The following is a 20,070-nucleotide window of genomic DNA, read 5'->3' as shown; positions in this document are numbered from 1 at the left end:
CCGTCATGGCCGCGCCACAGCCTCCGCAACCGCTGCAGACTCCTCCCGGAGCGACTCCGGCCACGGCACGTCCCATGCCGGCCATGTTCGTGATGCCGGAAAAGTACCGCGGCGGAGCCCAGCCGATGGCCCAGCCGAAGCCTCCGGCGCCGCCCCCGCCGACGAAGGTCATCGCCCCGCCCCCTCCTCCAAAGCCGCCTGCGCCCACAGGCAAGCCTGTCCCCAAGCGCAAGGCCGGTCCCAACAAGGCGCTCATCATCGCCGGCGTCCTGCTCATCCTCGGCCTTGGGATCGGTGCCTATTTCATCACCCGACCGCAAGTCTCCGAACCGACACAGCCCGCTCCACGTCCGGTTCCCGCGCCGGAGCCGATCCCGCAACCCGCGCCCGAACCTCCCCCCGAACCCGAACCGGCTCCCGAGCCGACGCCATCCACCGCCGTCCCGGGCGCCGACACGGACGGGGACGGATTGAGCGACCTTGAGGAAAACCTGATTTACGTCTCCGATCCGAACAGGCCGGACACCGACGCGGACGGGTACGTCGACGGCCTGGAGGTGGAGAACCGCTACAACCCGGCCGCCGTCGCGCCAAGGACGCTGTTCGAAGCGGGAGTGGTGAAGGCGTATGACGGCGGCACCTACTCGTTCCTGTTTCCGGTAGGATGGGCGAACACGGCCGATTCGGGTTTCATCGGGGATTTTTCCGCGATGACCGGCGAGCGCGTGAGCGTCGCCGGACCAGATGTCCTGCAGATGCCTCCGGACGCGACCGTCTTTACCACGAAGAACGGACTCACGGCCCATCGTTCGAGTGACGGGAGGACGGTATCCGTCGATCTGGACGCGACAACGACGCTTGTCTTCGCCTACGACCTCGGCATCAAGGGGACGGTCGATTACGCGAAGACCTTTGAGATGATGATCAATAGCGTGATGGGAAAATAACGTCTTTGCGAGGAGCATGCCGTCCAGGCGACGAAGCAACCTCCCGGGAGATTGCTTCGTCGGTCTGAGGACCTCCTCGCAAAGACAGGATATGATAAATTTCGAACTGAACCAGTCGCGCCTGAAAGGGGGGCAGCGCGTCAAAGAAGCGGACGTTGGTCGGGCCCTCAAGGCGGTGTCCGCCGCGTTGCGGCTTCGCAGAGATACGGAGATTTCTATCGCGTTCGTGTCCGAGCGGGAGATGCGCGCGCTCAACAGGCAATGGCGCGGATCGGACAAGGTGACGGACGTGCTTTCGTTCGGAAGGCTGGAAAGGGCGGAAACGGGGGAAGTCCTTATTTGCTACGAACAGGCCGCTCGGCAGGCGAAGGAGATGAAGCATTCCGCGCGCGACGAGGTGCTGTTCCTGCTCGTGCATGGCGTCCTCCACCTGTTTGGATACGATCACGAACGCCCTTCGGACGCGAAGAAGATGTTCCCGCTCCAAGCGCGCATCCTCACAAAGCTCGGTATCAATCCTCGCCTTACGCCTGAGGCCTTGTCCGCCTGAGGCCTTGTCCGCCTGAGGCCTTCATCGCCTTCATCGCCTTCCTCGCTATGATCGAGATCCGCCGCCTGTTCAAGAGTTTCCGCTACGCGCTGCACGGCATCCGCGTGGTGTTTCGAGACGAGCAAAGCTTTCGCCTGCAGGCGATCGCCGGCCTGGCGGTCGTCGCCTCGGCGCTCGTCCTGCACGTGCGTACGACGGAATTCATCCTCCTCGTCCTGCTCATCGGCGCGGTGCTCACCTTGGAACTGGTGAACAGCGTGTTCGAGCGCATCGTGGACGGCTTCAAGCCGCGCCTGCACCCGGTGGTGGGGGACATCAAGGACATCATGGCCGCCACGGTGCTCATCGCGTCCCTGGTGGCGGCCGTGGTCGGCCTGGTCATCTTCGTCCCGAGGCTTTCGACCTTGTTCTAGGGCCTTCCCGCGGGTATACTGGTGACACGCGTATGGCGGATGAAATTTACGCTGGATTGGACATCGGCTCCCAAAGCATCCGCGTGGCGGTGGGGAAGCCGGTGCCCGCCCCGGGCGGAAAGGTACAGATGCACGTGATCGGCGCCGTGGAGGTGCCTTCTTCTGGCATCGCCAAGGGGACGGTCACCAACCTCGAAGACGCGGTTTCGAGCGTCTCCAAGGCGCTTGAGCAAGCCGAGCGCATCACGGGCGTGCCGGTGTCTTCCGCGTGGGTCGGCATTTCGGGGAGCCACATCATCGCCCAGGAGAGCCGAGGGGTGGTGGGCGTCGGGCGCAGCGACGGGGAAATCAGGGATGAAGACGTGGAGCGCGCCATCGAGGCCGCCCGCACCGTGGCGACCCCAACCAATTACGAGATCATCCACGTGATCCCCAAGAGCTTCATCGTGGACGGTCAGCGCGGCATCAAGGATCCGGTCGGCATGAACGGCATCCGCCTCGAGGTGGATGCCCTCATCATCGAAGGGCTGTCGAGCCAGATCCGCACCCTCACCAAATGCGTGTACCGCACCGGGCTCGACATCGAGGACCTGGTGTTTTCCATCCTCGCCACCTCCGAGGCGGTCGTCACCGATCGGCAGCGCGAGCTTGGCGTGTGCGTGGTGAACATCGGGGCAAGCACCACCAGCCTTGCCCTGTATGAGGAAGGGGACGTGCGCCACACGGCCGTGCTTCCCTTGGGCGGCGACCACGTGACGTCGGACATCGCCATCGGCCTGCGCACCTCCATCGAGGTCGCCGAGCAGGTCAAGCTCCACTTTGGCACCTGCATGCCCGAGGACGTGCACAAGAAAGAAGAGGTGAATCTCGCCGACGTGGGAGCCGCCGAGGACGAGATGGTGAGCCGCCGGTTCGTGGCGGAGATTGCAGAGGCCCGCGTGCAGGAGATCTTCGAGATGGTGGACCGCGAGCTCGCCAAGGTGGACCGCAGCGGGATGCTTCCGGCCGGCGTGGTGCTCACCGGAGGCGGCGCGCGCCTTGCCGGGATCCTCGACGCGGCCAAGGCCGTGCTGCGCCTGCCTGCCGCGATCGGCACCCCTATCGGGATTTCCTCGGTCATCGACCGCGCCGGCGATCCGGCGCTTTCCACGGCCATCGGGCTCGTACTGTGGGGACAGCACGTCCGCGGGACCGGAGACGCGCGCAGCGGGCTCGGGAAACTGTTTGGGAAGATGCGCGGTGTGGATAAGCTGGGGTCAATTTTCAAGAAAATGTTCGGCTCGATGAAGCCTTAGCGGAAAAGGGCCCCGCCTTTCGAGAAAGGCGGGGTTTTTTCTTTCTTGACACTCCACTCCTTGGCCACTAAAGTTACACAGATTTCGCTTAAGACAGCGGATTTTGAACACATAACGTGTTCAACCTGAACCACCATGACATGACCCGTATGGCAGAGGTGAAGCCCGACATCGAGACGTTCGCCCGCATCAAGGTGGCCGGCATCGGCGGGGGCGGAAGCGCCGCGGTCACGCGCATGATCAGCGAGAAGATCAAGGGGGTGGATTTCATCGCGATCAACACCGACGTGCAGGCGCTCAACCAGAACCTGGCATCGAACCGCATCGCGATCGGCAAGACGCTCACGCGCGGCCTGGGCGCCGGCATGAACCCGGAGGTCGGCATGCGCGCGGCCGAAGAGAACGCGGCCGAGATCCGCGCGGCCATCGAGGGCGCCGACATGGTGTTCCTCACCTGCGGGCTGGGCGGCGGGACCGGCACGGGCGCCATCCCGGAGGTCGCGAAGATCTGCAAGGAGCTCGGCGCGCTCACCGTGGCCGTGGTCACCAAGCCGTTCTCCTTCGAGGGGGCGCAGCGCCGACGCATCGCCGAGGAGGGGTTCGACCGGCTCATCCAGCACGTGGACGCCATCATCACCATCCCCAACGACCGGGTGCTCCAGATCATCGACAAGAAGACCTCGCTCATCGAGGCGTTCGCCGTGGTCGACGACGTGCTGCGCCAGGGCGTGCAGGGGATCGCCGAGCTCATCACCATTCCCGGCCTCATCAACGTGGACTTCGCCGACGTGAAGGCCATCATGGAGCGTTCCGGCTCGGCGCTCATGGGCATCGGGCGCTCCACGGGCGAGAACCGCGCCGCGGAAGCGGCCAAGCAGGCGATCGCGAGCCCGCTTTTGGAACTGTCCATCGACGGGGCCAAGGGGATCCTGTTCACCATCACCGGAGGCAAGGACCTGGGCATGCACGAGGTGGCCGAGGCCGCGAAGATCATCACCGGCGCGGCCGACGAGGACGCCAAGGTCATCTTCGGCGCCAACATCGACGACGGGCTCAAGGAGGAGATCCGCATCACCGTGGTCGCCACCGGCTTCGACAGCCGCGACCGCCGGCTCACGGCGCCCGGCGCCGTCGAGGTCGCCTCTCAAGGCACCTGGACGCCCAGCACCTTCCTGCGCCCGCGCGAGGAGGACCGCCTTACGGGCAAGCCCCGCGTGAACGCGTTTAGCCCGCCTCCGAAGCCGGCCATGCCCGCCCCGCTGCCGCCCGCGGAAGAGTCGCGCCCGGAGCCTCGGCCTCCCTCGAAGCCGGCCCCCAAGCCCTTCATCCCCCCGCCGCCCCAGATGCCCAAACCCGTGGCGGAAGAGGACGACATGGAGATCCCGGCGTTCATCAGGAAGAAGATGATGTAGGGTGGACGAAAACTTGAAGAACCAAAACTTGAAGGACCAAAGGGTTTCGAAACCCTGAAGGACGAAGGTTAAAACTTCGTCTTTCATCCTTCGTCCTTTCACGTCTCCTTTGGCCCTTCAAGTTTTCACGTTTCAAGTTTTTCCTCTACACTATCCCCACATGTCCCGCACCAAGATCGTCTGCACCATCGGGCCCTCGAGCGCCAAGCCCGCCATCCTCCGCTCCATGATGAAGGGCGGCATGGCCGTGGCCCGCCTCAACCTGTCGCATGGCACGCACGCGAGCCATCGCGCCTATCTCGCGATGATCCGGGAAGCGGCGCGCGAGGTCGGCCTGCCCGTCGCGGCGCTTGCCGACCTGCAAGGGCCCAAGATCCGCCTGGGCGTGCTCCCCGAGGCCGGAGTGGAGCTCAAGGCGAAGAGCCGCGTCCGGTTTTCCACGGCCGTCGACGCGTACCGCGCCGGCGGCCCGCTCCCGGTCACGTACAAGGGGTTGCATAAGGACGTGAAGGCCGGCGCGCGCCTGCTCATCGACGACGGGCTCATCGAGGTGAAGGTCACGGGCGTCTCCGGGCGCGTCCTCACCGCCTCCGTGGTGAACGGCGGGAGGGTCACCTCGCACAAGGGGATGAATTTCCCGGATTCCACCCTGCGCGTGTCGCCAATCACGGACAAGGACAAGGAAGACCTCGCTTTCGCCGTGAAGGCCGGCGTGGAATTCGTCGCCCTCTCGTTCGTCACCGACCCGAAGGACGTGCGGACGCTGCGTTCCCTTATCGCGAAAGCGCTCCCGAAAGGGAAAACGCCCCCCCGCATCGTGGTGAAGATCGAAAAACACGAGGCCGTGCGCCGATTCGCGGAGATCCTCGCGGAAACGGACGCGGTGATGGTGGCGCGCGGCGACCTCGGGGTGGAAATTCCCGCCGCCGAAGTGCCGGTCCGCCAAAAGGAGATCATCGAGGCCTGCCGCGCGGCAGGCAAGCCGGTCATCGTCGCCACCCAGATGCTCGACAGCATGATCCGCAACCCGCGGCCCACCCGCGCCGAGGCGAGCGACGTGGCGAACGCCGTATGCGACCATGCCGATGCCGTGATGCTTTCCGGCGAGTCGGCCACGGGCAAGTATCCGCGTGAGGCGGTCGCGGCCATGCAGGCGATCGCCACGGAGGCGGAAGCCTCGCGGTTCGACGACGTGCGCCACGAGGACCAGCCCGGCACCGATTTCGACCCCCCGCTCACGCATGCGCTCGCCGACGCCGCCGTCGGCCGTCGCATCGACGCCGTGCTTTCGAGCGTGGAACTCTTCCGGGACGCCGAACGGCTCTTGGGCGCGCGGGCGCAGGTCCCGCTCCATCTGGCGGTCCCCAGCGACGCGCTCGCCAGGCAGGCGAATCTCCGGTGGGGCGTGCGCCCGTTCGTCCTGAAGGCGGGCTCGGGGAAGACCTTCGCCGCGCGCGCGCTCAAGGCGCTGAAGGCGGCCAAGCGCATCAGGAAAGGGGATCGCGTCGCCCTGGTATCGGGCGGCGTCCACGGGGCGGGATACGACCTCGTGAAGGTGACGTGAACCAAAAGAAAAAGGCCCAGCATGCTGGGCCTTTTTCTGGCGGACCGGAAGGGATTCGAACCCTCGATCTTCTCCGTGACAGGGAGACGTGTTAACCGGGCTACACCACCGGTCCTCGGTGGATTTCGTGCCGAGAGCTTAGCATGGGTCGCCTGGACGGGCAAGGGGGGATTTCCGGATAAAAAAGACCTCGACGCGTCATCGAGGTCATCTGAAGAGCCTCAGTGATGAAGGGCCTTCTCAGGGCAGGAGCGTCATCTCGTCCTGCATCTGCGCGGTCGCTTCGATCGGCGGGGCGCTTGCGGGCGCGGCCGCGAGCATCGCGCACAGGATGCACATCATCGCGGCCCACATCGGCGCGTTCGCCACGCGTCCGATGCGCCGCCTGCCGATGCGCGCGTCGTCGAACCCTGCGTCCTTCGCCGCGGGGGCCGGGACATGGGCGGGAATCACGGGCTTCGGGGTCGCCATGATGATCCGTCGGGTCGGGCCGGGGAGCGGGATCGGCTCGTCCTCCCGCGACTCCTTCGGCTTCGCCGTCAGGGTCTCGACGATGATGTCGTCATCGACCGGGATCTCAGGGCGGACCGCCTGGGCGTGCGCGATGGCGTCGGCAAGCATCGTCTGCAGCGTCTCGAGCTGGCGCTGCTGCTTGTCGCACCGCAGATGCACCTCGAACAGCTCGTTGCGGAGCATCTCCTCCATCGCCTCCGTCGTCGGCCGCCGGTCGATCGCGTCGCGGACCTCGCTGTGGCCGTCGCGCCTTCGCGCGTCCATCTCCCCGACGAACGCGGCGAACCCCGTGAGGTCCCGCCACATGTGCCTGGTGCGGTCATCGGTGTCGTAACACGCGAGCTGGAGCCGTTTCAGGACCTCGTTGAGGTCGCGCCTCAACCCGGTGACGGCTTGCCCCATCTCCTCGACGGCCGCATCGAGGTCTACCTGGCGGACACGGGAAGGATCGGAATCCATCGAACCACCTCCTTGCGCTTACGAGTTTCTCTCTCCTCGTAAGACCGCATAAGGTAGCACGAAAACGCGGTTTCGTCAACCCTGACCCAGGATGCGCCTCGGGGCCTTGGCGGAATAAAAAAGTCGCCAGAGAGATCTCTGGCGACCTGTCGGTAGCGCGCGTATCGCGCTATCCGTCGATCCTGACTTTGTTGTCGCAGGACACGTTGGCCACGGTCGCTTTCGCGGCCGAAGTGCCGTTCATGCCCACGAACGTGCCGGCGCCCGTCTGGTGCGTGACCTTGATCCGATCCGCATCCACATGATCGGTGCCCCTGTGGGTCATGCGGTCGAGGGGGATGAGGACCAGCGGCCTCATCTCGAACTTGAAGTCGGCCTTCCCCTTGTCGCGTTCCGCCCGGTCCGGCTCGACGACGACCACGGTCCCGTCCGGCTTCGTCATGACGACGCCGATCGCGGCCGTCCCGTCTCCGTTGAGCATCGGCTCGCATTCCGGCGCAAGCACCGGAACCGCCGCCTTCTCGCGCTCCTCCATCTCCTTCTCGAGGGCGAGCTTTTGCTGCTCCGCCTTCTGCTGCGCGACCTCGGCCTCCTGCTTGGCCGAGCGCCAGTTGTACCCGAGACCGATGACGAGCGCGAGCACCAGCAGCGCGATCGCGGCGTTCTTCAGGCGGTCGTTGGCCGTGACGAGGGCCCACAGCCTGTTGTCCGTCAAGCGCCGGCCGCCGTTGCCGTTCTTCGCCGCCGCCGGATCGCCGTCGCCCTCAGCCGGGGCCTTGTCCCGCCTGCCGACGACCTGGGTCGTCTCCTTCGCCTTGCGGGCCTCTTCCTCGGCCGCATGGCGAGCGGCTTCGGCTTCGACCTGGGCCTTGCGGGCCGCCTGCGCCTGGTTCTCCTCGAAGTCCGCCCTCTGCGCCTCCTTCTCCGCCCGCTTGCCGGCTTCGCGCGCCGCCTTTCGGGCATCCTCGAGATGGTCCTTGAGCGCCTGCTCTTGCGCGTTGGCGGCATCGGCGAGCTCCTTGATGCGAGCCTGCGCCGTTTCGGCCGCCTGCGCCAGGTCGGTCTTCTCCTTCGCCGCCTGCTCTGCCGCGGCCTTCGCTGCCACGAGCTCGGCCTGCAGGGCCTCGGCCTTCTTCTGGTTGGCCAGGGCCTCGGCCTTCGCCGCCTCTTCCGCCTTCTTCGCTTCTTCGATCGCTGCCATTTCTTCCTCCGTCATCGTGGCCGCCGTCGAGACGGAGGCAGTGGTTGGTTGCAGTCCGGCCTCAGGCGGCTTCGTCGCCCAGGTGCGCGGCTTCTTGGTCGGAGCGCCTTCCGTGCTGGCTCGCCGCAGGGATTCCACGGCTTCTACCCCCATCGCCGGCGTGTGCGGGGGATCGGCCATCGGAGAAACGCCGTCGAACAGTCCCGCGATCGGGCTGCTGTCCGGCGCGGCCGGTGGAGGCATCGGGGAGTCCAAGCTCAAGTCCCCCAGGGCCTTGAGTCGGGCCGTCTCCTCCCTCACCTTTCGTTCGACGGGAGTTTCGGGTTCGAGCACTTCGGGCTCGATCTTGATACTGTTGACGATCGCCTCGATGCCCTCTTGCGCCGCGGACATCTCTTCGAACACGGCGTCGTCGTTGACCTCGAGGTCCGTGATTTCCGCGAGTTCCGCCGGAGCGGCGCTCACGTCGGTGGTGGCCTGCAGGTTTTCGGCCGGGAAGGTCTTCGACTCCTCTTTGAACGACCCGTCCGGCGAGCTGATCGTGAGCTTCGTCTCGGCGACGGGAATCCAGCACCTGCCGACGGACGTGTCGCCTTCATCTTCGAACGGCTTCGGGTCAAGCGGCGGCCTCTCATCCCGCTTGAGGACGTACTTGAGCCCTTTGGGCACTACTCCTCCCATGGCGACGAGATAGAACTCCACCCCCCGATATCGGATCCCGTCCTTTTCGGACCGTTCAGCGGTGAGGGCGAATTCCAGCATGAGCAGGCTTTCGTTCTTCGTCATGGCTTCACCTCCTTCAGGGGGTGTGGGGTTGGGGGTTGGGGGTTGAGCGGGAGGGGGGTTCGTTTCTTGTGTCGTGGTCACGGCAGGTTTCCGCTTGCTTGGTGGCACTTCCGTGAACGCCGTTCCCGGATCTTCCAGCAACAGGCTATAGACGGCCGCGACGCGTCGATTCGACAGCGGTTCCCCCAATGGAGGACTTTGCCGCCAGAGGGTGTTCTTGTCGATTTCCATCGAGATTTCGCCCGTCACGTCTTCCTTCTCGATCGTCTCGATGACGCAATTGAGCATCACGAGCTCCGGGCGAGGGAAGGGGCGATCGTACGCATGCGTGACGACGAATCCCGCCACTTGGATTTCCCGGTCTCCCCACGGGGTGGGTTCGTACAAGGCGGTCGCCTTGACGACGGCCAGGTTCCGACTGAGCGAACCGCGGAAGTCCACGTTCGGTCCGGGCCATGAGGACTTGTTGAACAGGTCCCGCACATGCTCGGCCTTGCTCAGCTTGATGGTGAGCGGGGGCATCCCGGGATGAACGATCAGCTTCATGAGGACGTGAGTCTCGGTCCTCGGGTGGACCACGACCAACATGAGGCCGGGTTCCGAACGATTGATGAGAAACGACGTCTCGGGCTTCATCTCCTTCGGCTTCATCCTGACCTCCTTTCGGTCATCATGGGTTTTTGGATTGTGAAGCGGCGCTTGCGCGCCTCACGAAATGGCGATCGCAGGGAGAATCCCAGCGAACGGCAAATCTTGGCACAAAAAAGGCCGTTTGTCAACTCCGACGCTCCGCCACCGACGTTCTCTAAAAGGCGGAGGTCGGAGCCCCGACCCCGGAGGGCGTCGGGGGCTATGTTACCCACAAGAAAACGCCCGTTTCAGGGCGTTTTCGGATGGTTCGCTTAGGCGTGGACGGTCTTCAGGATCGCTTCGAACACGGCCGGATGGTCCTTGGCGAGGCTCGAGAGCACCTTGCGGTCGAGCTCCACGTCGGCTTTCTTGAGATCGTCGATGAAGCGGCTGTAGGAAACCCCGTGCGGGCGAAGGGCCGCGTTCAGGCGCACGGTCCACAGGCGGCGGAAGTCGCGCTTCTTGGTGCGGCGGTCGCGGTAGGCGTACTTGCCGGCCTTAAGCTCGGCCGTGATGGCCAGCTTGAGCTTGCTCTTGCGCCCCCACTTCATCCCCTTGGTCTTCTTGAGGATGTTGCGGCGGCGCTTTACGTGGTGCGTTCCGCGTTTGACGCGAGGCATAGGTTACTTGGAGTACGGGAGCAGCGCGTCGATCGCCTTGTGGTTGACGCCGGAAAGTTCCGTGTCGCGACGCTTCTTGCGGGTCATCTTGCCGGTGTCGCGGCTGTTGAAATGGCCCTGGCCGCAAAAGCGCTTCATCACCTTGCCGGTCTTGGTGCGCCAGACGCGCTTGGACAGGGACTTGTGGGTCTTGAGCTTCATAAAATGTGTTACGAACCTACGAATGGCTACGAAACGGCGAATGGGGGGAGTCTACGGAAAAGGTCCCTATCCGTCAAGCGGTCAGACGCGGCCCACGATGGCCGTGAGGCGTCCTTGCAGGTAGGTGATCTCCTGTTCCACGCGGATGGGAAAGTCGGTCTTGAGGATTTCCATGAACTTCTTCACCACCTCGCGGGCAAACTCCTGGTGGCCCTTTTCGCGCCCGCGCAGGATGATCTCGATCTTCACCTTGTCGCCGTCCTCGAGGAACGACTTGGCCTGCTGATGGCGCGTCTCGAGGTCATGCTCGCCGATGCGCAGGGAGAGACGTACGCCTTTCACCTCCACTTCCTTCGACTGCGCCTTCTGCTTGCGAGCCTCTTTTTCCTTTTGGTATTTGAATTGCCCGTAATCCAGGATGCGGCACACCGGCGGCTCGGCCTTGGGGGACACCTCCACGAGGTCGAGCTCCTTCGAGCGGGCGAGCGCGATCGCCGCCGCGGTGGTGAGGACGCCCACGGGCCGGTCGTTCTCGTCCACCACGCGAACCTCCGGAGCCAGGATGGCTTCGTTCGCCCGGTACACCGGGACCTCGAACTTCGGTTTTCGCTGGCGATGCCTGTGGATGCGCATAGGTTGAACCGAATCTTAGCCTAGATATGGAAAATATCAAGGGGGAACGGTATGCTGCCGGCGCATGCCCACGCTCGCCTTCAACAAACGGGCCGGATTCGACTACGACCTCCTTGAGACTTTGGAGGGCGGGTTGAAGCTCACGGGCGCCGAAGTGAAGTCGGTGCGCGCGGGCCATGTGCAGTTCAAAGGGGCCTTCCTCCACGTGTTCCGTGGGGAGCTGTGGCTCAAGAACCTGTTCATCTCTCCCTATGCGCCGGCCGCCGACAAGGAGACGCATGATCCCGGGCGCGACCGCAAGGTACTGGTCAAGAAACGCGAGCTCGCACGACTCGCGGCAAAGACGCATGCGGACGGGTTGACGTTGGTGCCGATTTCGCTCTATACTCGCGGGTCCTTCCTCAAGCTCGGGTTTGCCCTCGCACGCGGCAAGAAGCGTTTCGAGAAGCGCGACGCGATCAAGAAGCGGGAGGTGAACCGCGAGCTGCGGGAGAGGATGAAGGAATGAGGGGTCGACCGGTATCGATGGGAGATCCTTTCGCACGGAGCAAGCCGAGGCGGTGCCGGGCCTCGTAAATCCCTGGCACGGAGAAGTCAACCGCCAATCTCTTCTCGAAGGCCAAGAACCTGATCGCTTCGGCGTTCACGGTTCCGACGCTTTCTTTGGTCACCGCCTAATACGCCGTGACCCATCCGCCGCCTCTGCGCCCGTAGGGGGCATTGCGGGTGTCATATCTTCGGGCTTGGTTTGGGAGGGCGCCGCCGTCTCCCATCCGACACTGGCCTGCGGCACGCGATGACGGGTTTCGTCCCGTCTTCACCGTCGTCGCGCAACCAACGGGACTGAGCTTGGATCCCCGGGACGGGAGGCCTTACCAGACGGGGGTTCGATTCCCCCCGACTCCACCATTCGACTACCTCCATCTGTCTCTATGGAGGTAGTCGAATGCCCTGAGCTTGTTGAAGGGCCATGAGTCAGGTGATAGACAACCGCTCATGGCTGTGCCAATGATCCTCAGCTGCATAGGCTGGGAAATTTTGATATACTGCCTTCACTATGCCTCCACGCATGAGCGATGCTCCGCACCAGATCACCGTTTCAACCTCCACGTTCGTCAAGGCCGTGCTCGTGGTGCTCGCGCTCGGATTCATCTGGTTCATCCGCGACGTGCTGGCGATCCTGTGCGTGGCCGTCCTGCTCGCGGCCCTCATCGAGCCGTTCGCGGACTGGTGCTCCAGGCATCACGTCCCGCGCGGCCTTGGCGTGATCGCCATCTACCTCGTGTTCGGCGGGGTGCTTTCCATGGCCGCGGTGCTGCTCATCCCCGTGGTCATCGCCCAGTCGACGACCCTCATCAACAACCTCACCGAGGCCTCTTCCGGCCTCACCTCCTCGTTTGCCGAGCTGAAGGCGCTTTCCACCCACTACGGTCTCACCGACAACCTCCGCTCCGGCCTGGAATCGGTGCAGCAGGCGGTGGCCGGGAGCGTGGCGGGGATCTTCTCCACCTTGCGCGGGGTGATCGGCGGGGTCGCGGCGCTGTTCCTCGTGCTCGTCCTCGCGTCCTACATGGTCATCGAGGAGGACGTGGCCAAGCGCTACTTCAAGGACCTGGCCCCGGTGGAATACCAGCCCTACCTTACGGCGCTGTTCACCAAGATGCAGCACCGCATCGGCTCATGGCTGCGCGGACAGCTCCTGCTCGGCCTCATCGTCGGGACGGCCATCTTCATCGGCCTGTCCGTGATCGGCGTGGAAAACGCGCTCCTGCTCGGCCTGATCGCCGCCCTGTTCGAGATGGTGCCGTATGTGGGGCCCGTACTCTCGCTCGCGCCGGCGGCGCTCGTCGGGTTCGCGCATGACCCCGTGCAGGGCCTCATGGTGGTGGCGCTCTACCTCGTCGTCCAGCAGGTGGAAAACAACATCCTGGTGCCCAAGGTGATGCAGAAGGCTACCGGGCTCAATCCGGTGTTCAGCATCGTCGCGCTGCTCATCGGCATGAAGCTCGGCGGGTTCGTGGGCGCGCTCCTGTCCATTCCCGTGGCCACCATGGCGAGCGTGGTGCTCGAGGACCTGTTCGCGCAACGCGCCTGATCGAGTATGTTTCACCATCGGAGCTGGTTTCCCGCCGTGGTGGCCATCCTGACCCTTGCCTTGGGATTGACCGTCTCCTTTTCGTTGTATCCGCGGCCGACCCCTCCGAGCCCCGCTCCCGCCGCGGTTTCGTCCGAATCCTATCGCGCTTCCGTGAAGGGCGTCCTGGACGGGTTTGACGGCGCGTATGCGACCTCCTCTTCCGATCTCGCCAAGCTCGCGGCCGTGGAGCAGGCGCTTGCTTCGCTGCTCGCGCTCACGGTGCCGGGCGAGGAGCGCGGCCTCCATCTCGCCGTCGCCACGGCGTTGAACCAAATGGCACAGGGGCTGCGCGGCGCCCCCGGCGCGCTCGAACGCGGGACGAAGGCGCTTGAGGCCGCGCGCGCGGGCGCTCCTTGGCTGCGATAGGATATGGCCCGTATCGAGAAGGGCGGCGACGTGCAGGAGCAGCTGTCGCAGATGCATGGGGAAATCATGCAGACCGTGCGGCGGCGCAGCGGTCGCGGACGGGCGATCGGCTGCGCGGTCGCGGGGCTCGCCGCGCTCCTGCTCGCCCTCATCGCCGCCGGATGGGTCGTGGCGGCCACCGGGCTCGCGCAGGTTCCGCTGCTCACCGGGGCCGCGTACCGCGTCCCGCAGCCCGCGCATGCGGTGATCGAGACCGAACCGATCGAGACGTACGTTTCCCGCGCGCTCAGCGACCTGCTCGGGACGCGGCTCCGGCAGGGGAACGGGACGCTTTCCGACCGGCGTTTCTCGTTGGTCATCCCGGAAGGGACGTTCACTGCTTCCTTGCGGGACGCCCTGGGCCGCACGGACCAGAACCTCGTGGACGCCGGACGCTCGCAGGCGGCCGTCACGCCGGACGGGCTTGAACTGTTCCTGCCGCTCAAGGACAATCGGCAGGGGAGCGCGCTCGTCCTCACGCTGCGCCTTTCGGCCGCGAACGGGTCGCTCGACGCCGCCGTGAGGGAGGTACGCGTCGGTTCGCTCGCGGTGCCTGGCCCGGTCACGGAGGCGGCGTTCGCCCCGGCCGTGCGCCAGAGCCTGCTTCCGTTCACCGAGGCGTTCGGCCGTTACGCCACGCTCACCGGGGTTTCTTCCGAGGCCGGCGCGATCCGCTTCACGGGCGAGCTGTCCGTTTCCATCATCGACGTCAAATGATCCTCATCCACCGCTTCACGCCGTTTTTCATCCTGTGCTCCGCCGCCTCCGGGTTCGCGGCGGTGGTCGTTTCGGCCCTTCCCGTCTTGCCGGGGCTCGCCCTCACCGTGGCGATGGTGGCATTCCTGTTCGCGCGGCTGTGCCGGCTTTCGCCCCGATCGTTCCAGTTCTGGTACCTCACCGGCACCCCGGTCACCTTCCTCTTATCGAGTTTCGGGTTCCTCCTGCTGCTCGAGCGTCCTCTGGAGCGATGGGCGCTCGCGGCCGCCACGTCGCTGCTGCTGTTCCTGTTCGCGGAGCTGGTGTTCGCCTACGTCCACGTCCCCGCCACGTATCGGGCGTATTCCATCGAGCATCTCTCTCTCGGCCTCAACGTGCTTACCACCTTCTTCCTCTCCTCCTTCGCGTTCGGCACGGGGATGCTCCTGCAACTCCCGCTGTGGCTTTCATCAGCGGCCTTCGCCTCGTCCGTGGCGTTCATCATGTTCGGCACGCTGTGGGTGAGCAAGGTGGCGGTGCGTCCCGCGCTCGCCTATGCGCTCGCCGGCACGGCGCTCGCCACCGAGCTGTTCGCCGTCATCTCGTACCTGCCCACCGGGTATTACGTCGATGCCGCGCTCATCTCCGTGTTCCTCTACGTGTTCCTGGGCCTCACGCGGGCCCGATTCCTCGATAAGATGACCAAGACGGTGGTCGGCCGGTACTCGGCGGTGGGGAGCGGGTTGTTCCTGCTGCTCATGGGGACGGCCAGGTGGACATGATATACTGAAGATCGTTATGCGCCCGAATTCCTCCACCGTCCTGCGCCGCGCGTGGTTCACGCTCGCGCTGTTCTCGCTGCTCGGGCTCGTGGTGTCGTTGCTCGCGTCGTTCGTGCAGCCGCTCAAGTACTCCTCCACGGTGCGCCTGCTCGTGCGCCAGGACGCCGGCGCGGCGGTCGACGCGTATACGGCAAGCCGCAGCGAGGAGCGCATCGCCGACAACCTCACCGACGTCTTGTACACCACCACCTTTTTCGAGCAGGTGATGGGGGCCGGGTTCTCCATCAACCAAGGATATTTCCCCACGGCAGACGTGAAGAAGCGCCGGGAGTGGGGGCGCACCGTGTCGGCGTCCGTGGCGCGCGGGTCCGGCCTGCTCACCGTGGCGGCCTACCACCCCGATCCGCACCAGGCCGAGCAGATCGCCCGGGCCGTGGCATTCGTCCTCACGGAGCAAGCCGGGGAATACGCGAGCGGGGGAAAGATCGAGGTAAAGATCATCGACGCGCCGCTCAATTCCAAGTGGCCGGTCAAGCCCAACCTTGTCGCGAACGGCATTTCGGGCCTCGTGCTCGGCGGGCTCATCGGGGTGGGATACGCCCTTGCCCAGGCCGACCGCATCCGGCGCCGCCACCAGCTGGTCCACGAGGAATTTTAGCCAAAAACAGGCCCGATCGGGCCTGTTTTCTATTCCGCCGCTCTGGCCGGCTTGGCCTGGCAAACCGCGACAAGGAGGAGTCATCGTGGCCGCTGCGCCAAACCGGCCGCAGGGGTGGAATGGGCGCATCCTAGCAGGGGAGAAGACGCTGTCAAATGGCTTGACACTTTGGCCACTTTGTGATACGTTGCACCGTTCCTCGGAGGAACAAATGCCAACGAAAACGCCTGGAAATCAACGGATTCAGGCGGTTCGGCGCACGTCCATCATGCCTCCTCCTCATGATGGGCGTCGTCGGACCACCCGAGTCCGCGAGAGGCCCTCGCCTCCTGAACGCGCGTTCGGAAGGGGCGGGCCTCTCGACGGGCTGTAGTCCTTTACAATCCGTCAATCACCACAAATCCGGATGCGTCCGGGAGAAAGAGTCACGTGAAGAACCTCATCATCGCTCTCGTTTCGTGCTTCGTGATGTTCTCGCTGGCCCTGCCGGCGCAAGCGCAGGCCGACGCCGGGGCCACCACCCCGCCCGCCGTCCCTGCTGCCAGTCCGACCTCCAATAGCGGCGTCCTCCTCGACGCGGCCGCCCTCAAGAAGCTGGTCACGCCCGAGAAGTGCATCGACTGCGACAAGGCTCCGGCACCGACGGCGACGACGTCCGTCGCCGTCAAGGAGAAGAAGTGTCCCGGCGGCATCGGCACTTACACCACGGATGCGTGGAAGGAGTGCTCGAAAGAGAACAAGAAGGTCTGCTGGGACGGAAAGACGTACTGGAAAAACCAGCGTTGCCCGCCCGAGCCGACGGACGACATCACCGACCGACCCCCGCCTCCGCCTCCCGAGCCGGAGTATGACGACCACGACGGCGTGTGCACGTACGGCGACTCGAAGGAGCCGCTGCACTACCGCACACTCCGGCATCCGAAGGCGGGACAGAAGAAGGTCCTTTGCGACACTGGATTGTACAAGGACACGCCGTCCGAGTGCTGTCCTGATGCGCCAGGGGTTGGTCCGATCGGACCCGCTGGCGTCCCTGGGGTGACGACGATCATCGACAAGACGAAGCCGGAGAAGCCCCGCGTGAGCGTGCTGAACCGCGGTGAACCGGCCGAGCCGAGCACCAAGGGGAAGCTGGTGATCAGCGCGGACAAGCCGGTGGACACGCCGTTGACCGTACCGATCGCGACCCACGGGTCCGCGAAGGGCGGTGACGACTATCGGGGGCTGCTCCCGTCGTACACCATTCCCGCAGGCAAGACGGAGGTGACCGTCGACATCGTCCCCAACGACGACAACGAGTTGGAAGGCGACAAGACGATCATCATCACGATCGAGCCGAATGACGGCTACGACGCGGGGATCCCGGCCACGACCTTCACCCTGGGCGACGACGAGAAGCCCAAGGTGGCGGAAGCGCCGCCGGTGGTGACGCCGGGCGAGCCGTGGAAGTGGCCCTTCACCGGGAACAACTTCCATCGGGCGATCGGCTTCGCGGGGATGGCCAAGACCACCCTCTCGATACTCGACTTCGGTCCGGAGGGCGATCCGCACCAGCGGGTCGTGAGGCAGTGGGGGAACCTGGCGCTCGACCTGCCGACCTTGAAGCTCGGCTACGTCGGCGAAGAGTGGTCCCTTGACTGGACGGCGTCCGTGGCGTTTCCGTACCTCGTGCTCGACGTGGTCGACGACGATGCGGGCGATCCGTACCCCGCGTTGAGCCTGATGGCACGGTCGGGCCTCACCTGGCAGTGGAGGATCGATGACGGGAACGCCATCGGCCCGACGCTGCAGGCCACGTACCACGCCACCCACTTCGACGCGTTCGCGGATCCGATCACGTCGTGGGTCGTGAGTCCGGGAGGCCTGGTCGGGATGAGCGGCACGCACAGGATCGGCGACAGCACCGACATCGGACAGATCAACTTCGTGTGGTCTGCGATGGCTGGCGTCGAGGTGCCGTACATGTGGGAGACGCAGGCAGAGGTCTACCACTACTGGGGCATCGGCGGGTACGTGGTACCGCAGCTCATGCTCACCGCGGGCATCGAGTGGGGCAATGCCGGGCCCAAGGTCGTGCATCCGACCGGGTCAAGCGCGGCCAAGGCAGTGCCGGAGGTGGTGCATCCGCCGCCGCAGTGATTGACGGGTGATACGAGTCGAGGGCAGTCAGGAATCTTCCTGGCTGGCCCTCGACGTCATCTTTTCCAGGCATGAGTCGCCTGCCGACGAACCGATCGTCGCCATGCGACCCCTGCTCGGAGTGGCTGCAATCGCAGCCACAGACAGGGACAAGCGCACCAAGGAGAGAGACATGCGCTGCACGTACGTTCTGTACATCTCAATCGCGATCACGGCGGCCGTCCTCACCGGCGGCTGCAACACCGAAGCGCCCCCGACCAACGCGGCCGAGGGCGAGGGTGAAGGGGAAGGCGAGAGCCCCTGCGCCTCCGATGCCGACTGCGCTGATCCCACGCCCATCTGCAACGTGACCACCGGCGTCTGCGGTGCCGAAGGGGAGGGAGAAGGCGAAGGCGAGGGCGAAGGGGAGGGAGAGGGAGAGGAGTGCGGGTTCAACGACCCGTGCCCCGAAGCCTACACCTGCCGCAACCACGGGTCCGGCAACACGTGTGAGCTCGACCCCGGCCGCTGCGACGACGACGCCGATTGCGGCGCCGACGGTCCCTGCGACCTCACCACCCTGACCTGCATCGGCGCCGAAGGTGAGGGCGAAGGCGAAGGTGAGGGCGAAGGCGAGGGTGAGGGCGAAGGCGAGGGTGAAGGTGAAGGTGAAGGCGAGGGCGATCCGGACGACATCGTCTCGGCCACGCTCACAATCGTCGCTCCGCAGAACGTCGCGACCATCTTCGGTCACGCCAATATCTGCACGGGCACTCCCGAGACGTGCAGCCACGACGGGTGGGACGTGAACGTCACGGCCACCAACACAAACGAGGTCGTGTTGCACTTTCTCATGCCGCGCGGCGCGGCGACGAGGTTCAACGCCACCTATGATCCAAACAGCAACGGGGTCGAAGGGGACGGTACGTCCTCGTGGTACTGCGAGGGCGGAAACACCAGCTCACAGGCCATGAACGAGATCGGATTCTCGGAACTGGTCGTGGACGGGGAGGTGCGTGAGACCAGGCTGGTCAACTTCCCGGGAGCAGGCTGTTCCGGAGGGTCCGACTAGGACCGACGGCTTCTGTGTCTCCATTTCTTTGCTAGCAATAGCGAAGGAATGGAGACATTTTTCATTTCGCCGACGGCGAAATGCCCACCGAAGCTTTAGCGAAGGAGGGCCTTACCTCCCATTGACAGAATGCCATTTTTCGTGTATATTCAGCGGTCCGGCCTGTGCTGGATTCCGCACGGATCAGGGTCATATCACCGAGTCATCGGCGATGCGACCCCGACCCGTGCAAGGCTCCTTAAAAAAGCCAAACACGATTTATCCCGGGGAGGCGAGGTCTGTCATGTTGCTTCGAACCGTTTCGTTCCTGTTCGTCGCGGCCATGGCCGCGTCCTGCTCTCTCACCACCACCCCCTCGGCCGCCGTGGCCGAGACCGACATCCCCGCCGAAGGCGAGGGTGAGGGCGAAGGCGAAGTGCCTACGCCTTGCGCCTCCGACGACGATTGCGCCACCGACGTCGCGCCGCTGTGCGATGTGACGACCGGCGCGTGCATCGCCGGCGAAGTCCCTGCCGAGGGCGAGGGCGAAGGCGAGGACGAGTGCGGGCCGGGCGTGAGCTGCGGCAACGACCTCCTCTTCTGCCACCAGGAAGCCACGGGCGAGCGCCTTTGCAAGCCGTTGCCGGATAGGTGCCTGGACGACCGCGACTGCACGGACGCGTCCAAGCCGTCCTGCGACGTCACCAACGCCGTCTGCGTCGCCGATCCGGCAACGGGCGGCGACGAAGGGGAAGGCGAGGGCGAGCCGCCGGTCGTGCATCACGATAACGACAACGACGGATTCAGCGACCTCGTCGACTGCGATGACGAGGATGCCACCGTTCATCCAGGTGCCGGCGCCATCCAGGCCGGCATCGAGGTCTGCGGCGACGGCATCGACCAGGACTGCAGCGGCAGCGATGCCGCGTGCGCTCCCAACAATCCGCCATCGGGCGGAGCGGCCGATGCCGACAACGACGGGTACTCCACGGCGAACGGGAC

19 protein-coding genes, 1 tRNA gene, 1 other RNA gene and 2 pseudogenes are annotated in these 20,070 nt (G+C 65.1%); 16 read left to right on the top strand and 7 right to left on the bottom strand.

From position 1 onward, the window contains the following. The first annotated feature begins 5 nt into the window (after positions 1–5). The 6 genes from EPO34_04265 to pyk all read left to right on the top strand — a co-directional run bounded on the left by EPO34_04265 (position 6) and on the right by pyk (position 6,181). Positions 6–947, top strand: a complete 942-nt coding sequence (locus EPO34_04265; GenBank protein TAK03253.1) for a hypothetical protein — start codon at positions 6–8, stop codon at positions 945–947. A 16-nt stretch (positions 948–963) separates the two neighbouring features. Next, positions 964–1,497, top strand: a complete 534-nt coding sequence (ybeY, locus tag EPO34_04260; GenBank protein TAK03252.1) for an rRNA maturation RNase YbeY — start codon at positions 964–966, stop codon at positions 1,495–1,497. 47 nt (positions 1,498–1,544) lie between these two features. Continuing rightward, the gene (locus tag EPO34_04255; protein TAK03251.1) at positions 1,545–1,910 is read left to right on the top strand and encodes a diacylglycerol kinase family protein; all 366 of its coding nucleotides are present in this window, start codon (positions 1,545–1,547) and stop codon (positions 1,908–1,910) included. A gap of 32 nt (positions 1,911–1,942) precedes the next feature. Beyond that, positions 1,943–3,205 (top strand): cell division protein FtsA, encoded by a 1,263-nt coding sequence (gene ftsA, locus EPO34_04250; protein TAK03250.1) that lies wholly within the window; start codon positions 1,943–1,945, stop codon positions 3,203–3,205. A gap of 149 nt (positions 3,206–3,354) precedes the next feature. Then, entirely contained in the window at positions 3,355–4,617 is a 1,263-nt protein-coding gene (gene ftsZ, locus EPO34_04245; protein TAK03249.1) for a cell division protein FtsZ, read from the top strand. A 160-nt stretch (positions 4,618–4,777) separates the two neighbouring features. After that, the gene (gene pyk / locus EPO34_04240) at positions 4,778–6,181 is read left to right on the top strand and encodes a pyruvate kinase (GenBank protein ID TAK03248.1); all 1,404 of its coding nucleotides are present in this window, start codon (positions 4,778–4,780) and stop codon (positions 6,179–6,181) included. Between the two features lie 37 nt (positions 6,182–6,218). On the opposite strand, the gene EPO34_04235 is transcribed toward pyk, so the two are convergent. From EPO34_04235 to EPO34_04210, 6 genes and pseudogenes are all read right to left on the bottom strand, one after another. Further along, positions 6,219–6,296, bottom strand: a tRNA-Asp gene (locus tag EPO34_04235). 125 nt (positions 6,297–6,421) lie between these two features. Then, positions 6,422–7,153, bottom strand: coding sequence for a hypothetical protein (locus EPO34_04230; GenBank protein TAK03247.1), 732 nt, complete (start codon positions 7,151–7,153; stop codon positions 6,422–6,424). 513 nt (positions 7,154–7,666) lie between these two features. Next, positions 7,667–7,756: pseudogene (locus EPO34_04225) on the bottom strand (2-oxoglutarate dehydrogenase E2). A 2,286-nt stretch (positions 7,757–10,042) separates the two neighbouring features. Then, complete coding sequence (locus EPO34_04220; GenBank protein TAK03246.1) at positions 10,043–10,390, bottom strand: 50S ribosomal protein L20; 348 nt, start codon at positions 10,388–10,390, stop codon at positions 10,043–10,045. A gap of 3 nt (positions 10,391–10,393) precedes the next feature. Next, the gene (locus tag EPO34_04215) at positions 10,394–10,591 is read right to left on the bottom strand and encodes a 50S ribosomal protein L35 (protein ID TAK03245.1); all 198 of its coding nucleotides are present in this window, start codon (positions 10,589–10,591) and stop codon (positions 10,394–10,396) included. Positions 10,592–10,672: 81 nt separating this feature from the next. Beyond that, entirely contained in the window at positions 10,673–11,224 is a 552-nt protein-coding gene (locus EPO34_04210; GenBank protein ID TAK03244.1) for a translation initiation factor IF-3, read from the bottom strand. Positions 11,225–11,288: 64 nt separating this feature from the next. Here EPO34_04210 and smpB point away from each other — a divergent pair, with 64 nt between their 5' ends. From smpB to EPO34_04170, 8 genes are all read left to right on the top strand, one after another. Further along, entirely contained in the window at positions 11,289–11,732 is a 444-nt protein-coding gene (smpB, locus tag EPO34_04205) for an SsrA-binding protein SmpB (protein TAK03243.1), read from the top strand. Further along, positions 11,733–12,133: a transfer-messenger RNA gene (gene ssrA, locus EPO34_04200) on the top strand. A gap of 148 nt (positions 12,134–12,281) precedes the next feature. Then, positions 12,282–13,319, top strand: a complete 1,038-nt coding sequence (locus EPO34_04195; protein TAK03242.1) for an AI-2E family transporter — start codon at positions 12,282–12,284, stop codon at positions 13,317–13,319. A gap of 6 nt (positions 13,320–13,325) precedes the next feature. Beyond that, positions 13,326–13,727, top strand: a complete 402-nt coding sequence (locus EPO34_04190) for a hypothetical protein (GenBank protein ID TAK03241.1) — start codon at positions 13,326–13,328, stop codon at positions 13,725–13,727. A gap of 3 nt (positions 13,728–13,730) precedes the next feature. Beyond that, positions 13,731–14,483, top strand: a complete 753-nt coding sequence (locus EPO34_04185; protein ID TAK03240.1) for a hypothetical protein — start codon at positions 13,731–13,733, stop codon at positions 14,481–14,483. Beyond that, positions 14,480–15,244: a hypothetical protein gene (locus tag EPO34_04180; protein ID TAK03239.1), complete on the top strand. Its 765-nt coding sequence runs from the start codon at positions 14,480–14,482 to the stop codon at positions 15,242–15,244. Before EPO34_04185 ends, EPO34_04180 begins: the two co-directional genes overlap by 4 nt. Before the next feature lie 16 nt (positions 15,245–15,260). Next, the gene (locus EPO34_04175) at positions 15,261–15,902 is read left to right on the top strand and encodes a hypothetical protein (GenBank protein TAK03238.1); all 642 of its coding nucleotides are present in this window, start codon (positions 15,261–15,263) and stop codon (positions 15,900–15,902) included. A gap of 429 nt (positions 15,903–16,331) precedes the next feature. Then, entirely contained in the window at positions 16,332–18,038 is a 1,707-nt protein-coding gene (locus tag EPO34_04170; GenBank protein ID TAK03237.1) for a hypothetical protein, read from the top strand. 576 nt (positions 18,039–18,614) lie between these two features. Here the strand turns inward: EPO34_04170 and EPO34_04165 are convergent. Beyond that, positions 18,615–18,710 (bottom strand): annotated as a pseudogene (locus EPO34_04165) (base plate wedge protein). Between the two features lie 112 nt (positions 18,711–18,822). On the opposite strand from EPO34_04165, the gene EPO34_04160 reads away from it, so the two are divergent. Beyond that, positions 18,823–19,089 (top strand): hypothetical protein, encoded by a 267-nt coding sequence (locus tag EPO34_04160; protein TAK03236.1) that lies wholly within the window; start codon positions 18,823–18,825, stop codon positions 19,087–19,089. A gap of 211 nt (positions 19,090–19,300) precedes the next feature. Further along, on the top strand, positions 19,301–20,070 hold a 770-nt coding region (locus EPO34_04155; GenBank protein TAK03235.1), incomplete at its 3' end, for a hypothetical protein.

The organism is Patescibacteria group bacterium (genome assembly GCA_004297215.1).
Taxonomy (GTDB): domain Bacteria; phylum Patescibacteriota; class Patescibacteriia; order UBA9934; family GWF2-40-263; genus 2-01-FULL-63-20.
The sequence above is the reverse complement of the archived record's forward strand: the minus strand, read 5'-3'. Positions and strand labels throughout refer to the sequence as shown.

Bases quoted from the DNA above. Each gene is read 5' to 3' on its own strand.
- EPO34_04265 (TAK03253.1), top strand. From the start codon at position 6: ATGGCCGCGCCACAGCCTCCGCAACCGCTGCAGACTCCTCCCGGAGCG.
- ybeY (TAK03252.1), top strand. From the start codon at position 964: ATGCCGTCCAGGCGACGAAGCAACCTCCCGGGAGATTGCTTCGTCGGT.
- EPO34_04255 (TAK03251.1), top strand. From the start codon at position 1,545: ATGATCGAGATCCGCCGCCTGTTCAAGAGTTTCCGCTACGCGCTGCAC.
- ftsA (TAK03250.1), top strand. From the start codon at position 1,943: ATGGCGGATGAAATTTACGCTGGATTGGACATCGGCTCCCAAAGCATC.
- ftsZ (TAK03249.1), top strand. From the start codon at position 3,355: ATGGCAGAGGTGAAGCCCGACATCGAGACGTTCGCCCGCATCAAGGTG.
- pyk (TAK03248.1), top strand. From the start codon at position 4,778: ATGTCCCGCACCAAGATCGTCTGCACCATCGGGCCCTCGAGCGCCAAG.
- EPO34_04230 (TAK03247.1), bottom strand. From the start codon at position 7,153: ATGGATTCCGATCCTTCCCGTGTCCGCCAGGTAGACCTCGATGCGGCC.
- EPO34_04220 (TAK03246.1), bottom strand. From the start codon at position 10,390: ATGCCTCGCGTCAAACGCGGAACGCACCACGTAAAGCGCCGCCGCAAC.
- EPO34_04215 (TAK03245.1), bottom strand. From the start codon at position 10,591: ATGAAGCTCAAGACCCACAAGTCCCTGTCCAAGCGCGTCTGGCGCACC.
- EPO34_04210 (TAK03244.1), bottom strand. From the start codon at position 11,224: ATGCGCATCCACAGGCATCGCCAGCGAAAACCGAAGTTCGAGGTCCCG.
- smpB (TAK03243.1), top strand. From the start codon at position 11,289: ATGCCCACGCTCGCCTTCAACAAACGGGCCGGATTCGACTACGACCTC.
- EPO34_04195 (TAK03242.1), top strand. From the start codon at position 12,282: ATGCCTCCACGCATGAGCGATGCTCCGCACCAGATCACCGTTTCAACC.
- EPO34_04190 (TAK03241.1), top strand. From the start codon at position 13,326: ATGTTTCACCATCGGAGCTGGTTTCCCGCCGTGGTGGCCATCCTGACC.
- EPO34_04185 (TAK03240.1), top strand. From the start codon at position 13,731: ATGGCCCGTATCGAGAAGGGCGGCGACGTGCAGGAGCAGCTGTCGCAG.
- EPO34_04180 (TAK03239.1), top strand. From the start codon at position 14,480: ATGATCCTCATCCACCGCTTCACGCCGTTTTTCATCCTGTGCTCCGCC.
- EPO34_04175 (TAK03238.1), top strand. From the start codon at position 15,261: ATGCGCCCGAATTCCTCCACCGTCCTGCGCCGCGCGTGGTTCACGCTC.